Origin of the sequence: Marinovum sp. (genome assembly GCF_034669705.1) — a bacterium.
GTDB lineage: Bacteria > Pseudomonadota > Alphaproteobacteria > Rhodobacterales > Rhodobacteraceae > Marinovum.
Genome location: NZ_JAXMOR010000047.1, coordinates 23,455 through 32,100, shown reverse-complemented (window position 1 = coordinate 32,100; position 8,646 = coordinate 23,455). Strand labels below are relative to the sequence as shown.

The following is an 8,646-nucleotide window of genomic DNA, read 5'->3' as shown; positions in this document are numbered from 1 at the left end:
ATTAAAGAGGGCCAGATCGCGGTGGTTCTTCGCGATTTCCAGGCGCACCCGTATGGCCCAGACGTGTTTCGGCATAAGGGGACGCTTTTGGCCAACGACGCGGCCCTTGTTCCAGGCGGGGCGGCATGCGCGGATGGCGGGAAGGTTGGCGATGGTCATGATGGATACTCCCATCCGCCACGATCCGCCACAGCACCAACCCGACGTTGGTGGCTCATGGTAGCACGCCGTGGTGTGACTGCGGAGAAGGTCCGGTCGGAGCCCAATCTACCGAGCGAGCAGTTGCAGCACTTTGCAGCCGCAGCAAAATCGAGCGGGAAAAACCGGCCCAAGGACGAAGCCGCTCGCGCGGCAATGGCGCTTGTGGCTGGCGTTCCGGACTGATCGCCACTCCGTGCATTTGGGAATACGGGCACCTGCCTGACGATTGAGGCCTCTCAATCGACAGACAGGAGGTTCCCATGACCGAGGAGAGGATTTCGCCGCTGCGGGCGCGGATGATCGAAGACATGCGTATCCGGGGGATGGGCGAGAAAGCTCAGAAGGCCCACATCCGGGCGATCAAGGATTTCGCCCAGTTTCTTGGGCATTCGCCGGACACGGCCACCCCGGAGGAGTTGCGCGCCTACCAGTTGCACATGACCGACACCGGGGTCACAGCCAGCACGTTCAACGTGCGGATCGTGGCGCTCAGGTTCTTCTTCGGGATGACCTGCGGGCGCGAGGACATGAAGCGCTACATGCAGTTCCGCACGCAGCCGCGGAAGTTGCCCGTCGTGTTCAGCGTCGAAGAGGTGTCCGACATCCTGATGGCGGCGCCTGGGCCTGGGCTGAAGTATCGCGCGGCTCTCAGCATCTCTTATGGTGCAGGGCTCCGGGCTGCCGAGGTCTGCAACCTGAAGATCGGCGACATCGACAGCGACCGCATGCTGATCCATGTCGAGCAGGGCAAGGGCCGGAAAGACCGGAAGGTGATGCTGTCACCCGGGCTGCTCGCACTCCTGCGCAACTACTGGCGCGAAGCCCGACCCGAGGGCTGGCTGTTCCCCGGCAAGCCGAAGATCAATCCGATATCGCCAAGGCAGTTGAACCGGGCGTTCACGTCGGCCAAGACCATGGCCGGGGTCAAGAAGGCAGCCACCCTGCACACCCTACGACACAGTTTCGCCACCCATCTTCTGGAGGCCAACACCGACGTGCGGGTCATCCAGGTGCTGCTCGGACATGCCAAGCTCACGACGACCGCGCAATACACGCATGTCGCGACCAAGACCATCCGCGACACCGTCAGTCCCTACGAGATGCTGGCCAAGCTGCAGGATCATGCAGTGAAGCGAAGTCTGGAGTGACCGGACGCCGGCGTGCCCCGGCCAAAGCTGGAGATCGCTGACATCTTTCGCGCCCATGGTCCTGCGTGGCGGCAGGCCAATGCCGGACACGTCAGCCTCTCCCAGCTCAAGGTGATGTCAGCCATCGAAGCCTGCAGGACCGAGGCGCTCGGCGGGCATGTGGCCGGGTGTGCCAAGTGTGGCCACCACCATATCGCCTACAACTCCTGCAAGAACCGCCATTGCCCGAAGTGCCAGGGTCCGGCGGCGCGTGACTGGATGGCAGCCCGTGCCGAGGACCTGTTGCCCGTGGAGTATTTCCACGTGGTTTTCACCCTGCCGTCCGAGATCGCCCAGATCGCCTTCTGGAACAAGAAATCCGTTTACAGCCTGCTGTTCAAAGCGTCCGCGGAAACGGTGATGACGATTGCGGCCGACCCCAAGCGCATGGGTGCGAAGGTGGGCATGACCAGCGTCTTGCACACCTGGGGCTCCGCGATGACCCACCATCCGCACATCCACATGATCGTGCCCGGCGGCGGCCTATCGCCGGACGGCACCCGATGTGTCGCCTGCAAACCCGGCTTCTTCCTGCACGTGCGGGTATTGTCACGACTGTTTCGGCGTCTGTTCCTCGATGGGCTGCTTGCCCTGCATGAGGCTGGTTCGCTGGCCTTCTACGGCGCACTCGAACAGCTGGCACAGAAGGATGCCTTCGCCGCCTGGCTCGTGCCATTCCGCAAGTCCGAATGGGTCGTCTACGCCAAACCGCCGTTCGGCGGCCCAGAGGCCGTGCTGGCCTACCTCAGCCGATACACCCACCGCGTCGCGATCTCGAACCATCGCCTGATCAGCGTCGACGCCGAGACCGTCGCGTTTCGTTGGAAAGACTACCGCATAAAGTCCGGCGACCGGCAGAAGGTCATGCGCCTGGCCATGACGGAGTTCATCCGCCGGTTCCTGATGCACGTCCTCCCCGACCGGTTCCACCGGATCCGGCACTATGGCTTGCTGGCTGGCGCGACACGCAAGGTCACCATCGCCCGTATCCGCGATCTCCTCGGGCATCGGCCGCCCGAGGCAGAAGAGCAGAAAACAGCGGAAGTTGCCCCGCTCACCTTGCGCGAGCCGTGCCCGTGCTGCGGTGGCCCGATGCTCATCGTCGAGGTATTCCGCCGTGATCAAAAGCCGCTGTCGCGCGCACCACCTCGGGAGCAGGCCGCATGATGAAACGCCTGTCACTGCAACAAACACCACTCCGGTTCTCACGCCAGTTCCGGACTGGCTCAGCCGTGCCTCAAATGGTGCCGCGGCCGCGAACTGAGGATGAAACGCGCCATCCGAGACCGATCATCATCTCTTGGGCAGCTCAGGGCGCACTTGGAGACGGTCGACATCTTTCGAGACGTCGGCCACGCTCCACCGTCGCTGGACACCTCAGCCCACTTTCCCCATAGACAGCACCTGGCCACCGCGGCTTCCACCTTGGGAGGATTTCCAACGCGGGCCGACGACCAACAACCCGGCACCGTTGCACCACGGCCCGCATCGAAAATCCTTCACCAGTGCTGTCGTTCAGGCCTTTTTGATTACCGCCGCCGCATCCGTAAAGCAGACGTCCGGCTTGCGAGCCAATATCTAAGGTCGAAACAAAGTTGAGATAACGCCTGCCTCGCGCTTTGTATTCTGCATTAACCAACCATCTTCTTCTGCACAGCGCACGGGCTCAGACCAAGCCACGCCTGCATACTATCAATCAGAACCGAAGGGCCTACCAAGCGCAATGCATCCTGGTCGACCGCGTTCTGAACTGTCCGCAGGCCCATCCAAATTTCAGTCATCGTTCGCAGGTCACCCGTTGCATATAGATCGACATCCAAGCCGGGATCGACATGGCACAGGTCTACCGCCCGGTTTTTCTCTACGATAAGCCACCACCTCCGCTGCGATTGAGGCAAATCGGGATAGATGAACTCGATGACAGTTCGCTCCGGGGGAACCGGATCGGTATTCAGATTGCGTCGCATATCCCACATCAACAATTCGACATCGAGATTATCTAAAGATGGCTCGGTCTCGACCCACCTCTGACCCCACATACCGACCGCCTCCACCACCGGCTGGATGTCGCGTCCAGCGTCCGTCAGACGGTAGGCGAATGTCTCGGGCGATGCTAAAATACGCTCACGCACCACTACGCCAGCCTCTTCCAGCTCACGCAGACGCTTAGATAAGAGGGCCGGAGACATCCGCGGCAAGCCCCGGCGCAATTCGTTGAACCTGGTCGATCCGGCGATCAATTCCCGTAGCAGCACCATTGTCCAGCGAGTGCAAAGCACCTCCGCTGCCATCGCAACCGGGCAAAACTGCTTGTAACTTGCATTTGTCATCGTGGCCTCCTTGCGTTCGCGTGCTTTCAAGCTCCGACGGCTCAGCGCCCACGACTGGTTCAAATACTATACCACAAAGGTTCAGTTCTTGAACTGGATTAAGTTCGGGCTTCGGCGCAGGCTCTTCCCACCCCCGGCTCAGCCGAATGGATTGAGCAGGCCGGTGGAGCCAAGGAGATCAATCATGCCACTCGTCGACATCCAACTTATAGAGGGCGTGTTTAGCCCCATCCAGAAACAACGAATGATCAAAGACGTTACCGAAGCGATTGTCGCCATCGAAGGCGAGACCATGCGTGGCGTCACATGGGTGAGAATAAATGAATTCGCCAGCGGCGAATGGGCGATCGGAGGAAAGCCACTGACAACCGCTGACGTGAAAGCAGTGCAATCGGAACCTGCCTAATCAACCACTTTGCAGTCACTCCGCGAAAGGAGACGAACATGTCCATGTCACTGGCCCAAGAACTCAATACAGTCACGCTCTTCGAGAGGCTTGGAGGGGCTGCCGGAGTTCGGCGGATCGTCGATGGTGCCGTCGCAGCGCATATGTGCAACCCAGTCATTAGGGAACGCTTCCTACCTTACGAGGATCGCCCCGAATATGTCGAAGAAGTTAAGAAGCACACCTGTGATTTCTTCGCAGCAGGAAGCGGAGGTCCTGACAACTACCGGGGGCGCAGTATGGCCGAAGCACATCGTGGGATGAACATTAGTGCTGCTGAGTATGAGGCAGCATCAAACGATATCCTGAACACGATGACTGCTCTGAAATACGATGAGACATCCCGCTCAATGGTGCATGACGTCCTCCACTCTTTGGAGGGTGACATCCTGCACAAATGAACGACAAAGAAAGGACCGACCATGGATAATGCAATTGAGATCAGACGTTTTGAAAACCCCGATGAGGCTTTGGATATGAAGGAAGCTGGCGGGATCAACATCGTTAAAATGAGCCACGGGACGACAGGCATGCGCGCTGTGTTTGAGCCTGGATGGACCTGGGAGAAAGATGAAAAGCCGCTTCTTGGGTCCCCGGATACTTGCCCGATGCACCACGTTGGCTATTGCCTGTCTGGCAAACTGATGGTGCGCATGGTCCAGACAGAAAAGGTAACTGCGATCACGCCAGGAGACTTCTTCGAAATCCCTCCAGGCCACGATGCCTACGTTGAAGGTTCAGAAAAAGTCGAGCTGATCCTCTTTGGTGCGCCGTCGTGATGCATATGGCTTGGAGGCAGCACTTATAGACCCAAGGCTGCTAAATAACGGACCCTTTCAGTAATCGGTCAATTATCCAGCGCGCGCATGAGGCCAAAAACCTCCTCTCGCATCCAGACTGAAAGGGGCGTCGTCTCTGACCGTTTGTGCCATATTGCGACGATCAATGGTGGGTCGATCGGCATCGGAGGCTGGAAAATGCAAAGGTCGAAAGTCTCAGCTACATCGGCCGCAAGTTGCGCCGGGACAAGGGCAATCAAATCACTCTCGCGCACCGCGCGGCACACCCCGGAGAAGACCGGAACTGTCATCGCCACCTGACGCTTTCTGCCAACCTGCGCAAGCGCTGCATCCCCTAAAGAGGCGGTATTTCCTTCCGGCGAAAACAAAACATGGCGCAATGTGCAGAAGGTTTCCAAAGGCATCGTCTGGCCTGTCTCAAGCCCTGCAATTCCCGGATTTTCGCGCCGTGCGATGACATGAAATGGTGAACGAAAGAGCGGTTCCCGGCTGACCCAATCCGGGAGTGTCATGTCCGGGATCAAAGCGAGGTCAGCATTGCGACGCTCGAGGCTTGAAACATAGTCTTGGGCAACCAGATCGACCAACTGCGCGCGAATTCCGGGTGCCTTCTTATGCAACCTGTCGGCCAGCCGTGGCATTAGCAGTTCAGCAAAGAAGTCACTTGCTGTGATGCGGAACGTTCCGCTGGCGGTCTGGGGATCAAACTGCGTAAGAGGCGAGAGCATCGCCTCGATCCGTTCAAGCTCCTGCCGAACGGGTCCGATAAGTCCGGCAGCATAGTCTGTCGCCACCAGCCGATTACCGTGCCGAACAAAGAGCGGGTCGTTCAGCGCATGTCGCAAACGCGATAGCGCGCCCGAGACCGCGGACTGCGAGAGCCCGAGCCGCTTCGCAGCTCTGACTGTAGATCCTTCGGTCAGAAGGGCATCCAGCGTGCGGAGTAGGTTAAGGTCGAAGATTGCGAAATTCATGCCATCGATAACCCATATCAGGAAATACACTTTGGCAGTTTCCGCCGCCTGCGGCTACACTCCTGTCAACGAAAGCGCTTTCGTTTCAATCCCCCAATCAGGAGTGAAGCGATGAAAGACCTGCGAACCGATGCCGAGGCCATCGAATGGCTGGGGGTCAGATACAAAACGATCCTCTCGTCGGCCCAAACCAATGGCGCCATGTCCATCGTGGATAGTTGGTCCCCCGCTGGCAGCGGACCACCGCGTCACATCCATGCCAATGAGGACGAAACCTTCGTGATGTTGTCCGGGACTTGCAAAGTCTGGATCGCAGGTAAAGAAACAAACGTCGGACCGGGCGAGAGCATTTTCATACCGCGCGGCACCGACCATACCTTCAAGGTCATCGGCGATGAACCTTCGCGGCATCTGGTCATCCTGACGCCCGGCGGGTTCGAAGGCTTCTTTGCAGATATGGCAGACGGCCAGTTCCGCATCCCAGAAGACATGCCTGCGGTCGAGGAGTCCGCAAAGCGTCACCACTTGACCTTCACCGGTCCGCCACTGGAGTGATTTGATGACCGGCAAACATATTGTTTATCACATCCCCGTCTGCCCCTTTTCACAGCGGCTTGAGATCCTCCTGGCGCTGCGAGGACAGAAAGACGCCGTTGAGTTCCGTGTCGTTGACATCACAAAACCGCGCGACCCGGCCCTATTGGCGAAAACTCAGGGAACGACAGCGTTGCCAGTTTTAGAAACACCGAACGGCGCAATCTTGAAAGAAAGCTTGGTGATCCTTCGTTATCTGGATGAAGTCATCAAAGGTCCGGCTCTCCGCCGAGCCGACCCGTTAGAACATGCCATCGAAACCATGCTCATCGCCCGTGAGGGGCCATTTACCATGGCGGGATATCTATTTGTCATGAACCAAGAGCCTGAACAACGCGACACATACGCAGAAAAATTGCTCGCTATCTACCGCGATATCGACAGTTTCCTGTGCCACCACAGTCGAAAAGAACCCTTCTTGTTCGATGATTTTGGCCTCGCCGAAGCGGTGTTTACTCCGATGTTCGAACGCTTTTGGTTCCTCGACTACTATGAGGATTTTGAACTACCTGACACGCCGGACTACCGGCGGGTGCGGGCCTGGAAAGATGCCTGCACCACGCACCCTGCGGCCCAGCAGGTCAGCAAGGAAAAGATCGTGAAACTCTATTACGATTATGCACTTGGTGCAGGAAATGGCGCGTTGGTCGAAAACCGCTCTGTCTCCAGTTTTGCCTTTCTACCGCACTGGCGGGATCGCCCTTGGCCGCCGCGAGATAAGTATGCGGGCACAGCCAGCGACGAGGCATTGGGACTGGTTTAGCGCATAAGAACTGGTGCGGAGCCTACCTGTTTCTAAGCTTGCGCCTCAATAGCAGACATTGGTGCAACGTGCGGCGAAAGTCCGCATTCCGCCCTCCCTGCAGTGCCTGGCAAATTGCTGCGCTGCGGAAATCTCACTTCTGTGCTATGTCGGAGGATCAGCGAAGGTTCGATTTCTGTTCCATCTTACCGAACGCGACTCCGGTCGAAGTGTTCAGGTAGCCCCTCCGGAAAATTCTTTTATTACAGAGTCTTGCAAGCAATTCACCAAATTCGCGTAGTCAACAGGTCCGGAGAATATCGGCCCGGAGAGACCGCTTCCAGGCCTCTTGGCAGCAGGGGCAGTGCTCAGCCCTCCCGCATAACCCTCGAAAACAACGGAAAAATCCGGCCCCAGCCGGATCGGGAGAACGCTTTCGCGGGGCCAAGTGGCGGAGGGACTGGGGTTCAAACTCAAGGTTCGGCCTCCAGAGCTAGGGAAGTCGAGCCCCCGCCAGCGTTGCACCACGGACGATGGTATGGCCCCGTTCCGCCAGTCAATGGGGCGACGTATTGCTTCTCGAAATCATACGAAAGGCTTAGCATCGATCTCGCTACAAAGGTCGGCAATTCGCTGGCCATGGAAAGTAACTGCTCCTGCCGCTTGCGACTCTGGAACGCCCAGAGAACAAGTATGTTCGCTTTCAGACCATAATGCTGCTTGTATACTTGCTCGTGGATCAGCCGGTAGTACAGATCCAGGCTTTTCTGGATGCTTTTTCGCGCCGCGCTCGAGCGCAATGGCTCGGTTCCACGGTCGACCTCCAGGGCAAACGCGCGGTAACTCCCGCCATAGTCCAGCGCGAACAGCTGGTCTGGAACAAGCTTTGATTTGCCCAACGGGATGGCGAGCTGGGCGCTCTTGATCGCCAGAATGTTGTGGGCCGGGATGTAACGTACTCCATCACGTGCGGCGGAAATGTCGATTGCGCTGGTTACGCAGGAGACCGCATATCCGTGCCACCAATGCCCGGAAGGACGGACTGTGGCTTCGTCGATGCCCCGGTCGACCAGATGGTCTTTCGCTTTTGCTGTTAGATCGTAGACAAACGGTTTGCACTCAGCCCGTTCCGTGGCCCGCTGCTGTGGCGGCAGCTTGAGATATTTTGCCGCGCGCAGCTTTTGAAGCGCACGCAGGGCCGTGTCCTTGCAGCGATGCGAATCTCGGGTCAGCTCAAAAAGGTACTGCGACGATTGCGGCCCGTGTCGCTCGATATGTTTCAGCCAGCGAATTTCCCGCTCGGTTGGGCGCGCGACGTCCACAGGGGCGATGTGATAAAAAGTAGCGCGTCCCAAGGCATCGGTCTGTTCCAT

The 8,646-nt window shown here is 58.2% G+C and carries 10 protein-coding genes and 1 pseudogene; 7 read left to right on the top strand and 4 right to left on the bottom strand.

The features are described from left to right. Positions 1–159 (bottom strand): annotated as a pseudogene (locus tag VOI27_RS21775) (integrase); the annotation flags it as partial. A 302-nt stretch (positions 160–461) separates the two neighbouring features. Here VOI27_RS21775 and VOI27_RS21770 point away from each other — a divergent pair. Next, complete coding sequence (locus VOI27_RS21770) at positions 462–1,349, top strand: site-specific integrase (RefSeq protein ID WP_323768527.1); 888 nt, start codon at positions 462–464, stop codon at positions 1,347–1,349. Positions 1,350–1,361: 12 nt separating this feature from the next. Continuing rightward, a complete protein-coding gene (locus VOI27_RS21765; protein WP_323768525.1) occupies positions 1,362–2,555 on the top strand; it encodes an IS91 family transposase in 1,194 nt (397 codons plus the stop codon). Positions 2,556–3,019: 464 nt separating this feature from the next. Here the strand turns inward: VOI27_RS21765 and VOI27_RS21760 are convergent, their stop codons facing one another. After that, positions 3,020–3,718, bottom strand: coding sequence for a helix-turn-helix domain-containing protein (locus tag VOI27_RS21760; RefSeq protein ID WP_323768523.1), 699 nt, complete (start codon positions 3,716–3,718; stop codon positions 3,020–3,022). A gap of 184 nt (positions 3,719–3,902) precedes the next feature. Here VOI27_RS21760 and VOI27_RS21755 point away from each other — a divergent pair, with 184 nt between their 5' ends. Genes VOI27_RS21755 through VOI27_RS21745 form a run of 3 tightly spaced genes read left to right on the top strand, consistent with a single transcriptional unit; the run spans position 3,903 to position 4,942 of the window. Then, on the top strand, positions 3,903–4,124 hold the full coding sequence (locus tag VOI27_RS21755; protein WP_323768521.1) for a tautomerase family protein: 222 nt from the start codon (positions 3,903–3,905) through the stop codon (positions 4,122–4,124). Positions 4,125–4,162: 38 nt separating this feature from the next. Next, positions 4,163–4,564 (top strand): group 1 truncated hemoglobin, encoded by a 402-nt coding sequence (locus tag VOI27_RS21750; protein WP_323768519.1) that lies wholly within the window; start codon positions 4,163–4,165, stop codon positions 4,562–4,564. A gap of 21 nt (positions 4,565–4,585) precedes the next feature. Continuing rightward, complete coding sequence (locus VOI27_RS21745) at positions 4,586–4,942, top strand: cupin domain-containing protein (RefSeq protein WP_323768517.1); 357 nt, start codon at positions 4,586–4,588, stop codon at positions 4,940–4,942. A gap of 68 nt (positions 4,943–5,010) precedes the next feature. Here VOI27_RS21745 and VOI27_RS21740 read toward each other — a convergent pair whose 3' ends face one another. After that, positions 5,011–5,967, bottom strand: a complete 957-nt coding sequence (locus VOI27_RS21740) for a LysR family transcriptional regulator (protein WP_323768515.1) — start codon at positions 5,965–5,967, stop codon at positions 5,011–5,013. 81 nt (positions 5,968–6,048) lie between these two features. Between VOI27_RS21740 and VOI27_RS21735 the strand changes: the two genes are divergently transcribed. Next, positions 6,049–6,492: a cupin domain-containing protein gene (locus VOI27_RS21735; RefSeq protein WP_323768513.1), complete on the top strand. Its 444-nt coding sequence runs from the start codon at positions 6,049–6,051 to the stop codon at positions 6,490–6,492. 4 nt (positions 6,493–6,496) lie between these two features. Further along, positions 6,497–7,294 (top strand): glutathione S-transferase family protein, encoded by a 798-nt coding sequence (locus VOI27_RS21730; protein ID WP_323768511.1) that lies wholly within the window; start codon positions 6,497–6,499, stop codon positions 7,292–7,294. Positions 7,295–7,746: 452 nt separating this feature from the next. On the opposite strand, the gene VOI27_RS21725 is transcribed toward VOI27_RS21730, so the two are convergent. Beyond that, the gene (locus VOI27_RS21725) at positions 7,747–8,646 is read right to left on the bottom strand and encodes a replication-relaxation family protein (protein WP_323768509.1); all 900 of its coding nucleotides are present in this window, start codon (positions 8,644–8,646) and stop codon (positions 7,747–7,749) included.

What these genes read in the sequence shown, in the direction of transcription:
- VOI27_RS21750 (WP_323768519.1), top strand. Translation starts at nt 4,163, where the DNA reads ATGTCCATGTCACTGGCCCAAGAACTCAATACAGTCACGCTCTTCGAG.
- VOI27_RS21755 (WP_323768521.1), top strand. Translation starts at nt 3,903, where the DNA reads ATGCCACTCGTCGACATCCAACTTATAGAGGGCGTGTTTAGCCCCATC.
- VOI27_RS21760 (WP_323768523.1), bottom strand. Translation starts at nt 3,718, where the DNA reads ATGACAAATGCAAGTTACAAGCAGTTTTGCCCGGTTGCGATGGCAGCG.
- VOI27_RS21745 (WP_323768517.1), top strand. Translation starts at nt 4,586, where the DNA reads ATGGATAATGCAATTGAGATCAGACGTTTTGAAAACCCCGATGAGGCT.
- VOI27_RS21770 (WP_323768527.1), top strand. Translation starts at nt 462, where the DNA reads ATGACCGAGGAGAGGATTTCGCCGCTGCGGGCGCGGATGATCGAAGAC.
- VOI27_RS21725 (WP_323768509.1), bottom strand. Translation starts at nt 8,646, where the DNA reads ATGGAACAGACCGATGCCTTGGGACGCGCTACTTTTTATCACATCGCC.
- VOI27_RS21730 (WP_323768511.1), top strand. Translation starts at nt 6,497, where the DNA reads ATGACCGGCAAACATATTGTTTATCACATCCCCGTCTGCCCCTTTTCA.
- VOI27_RS21735 (WP_323768513.1), top strand. Translation starts at nt 6,049, where the DNA reads ATGAAAGACCTGCGAACCGATGCCGAGGCCATCGAATGGCTGGGGGTC.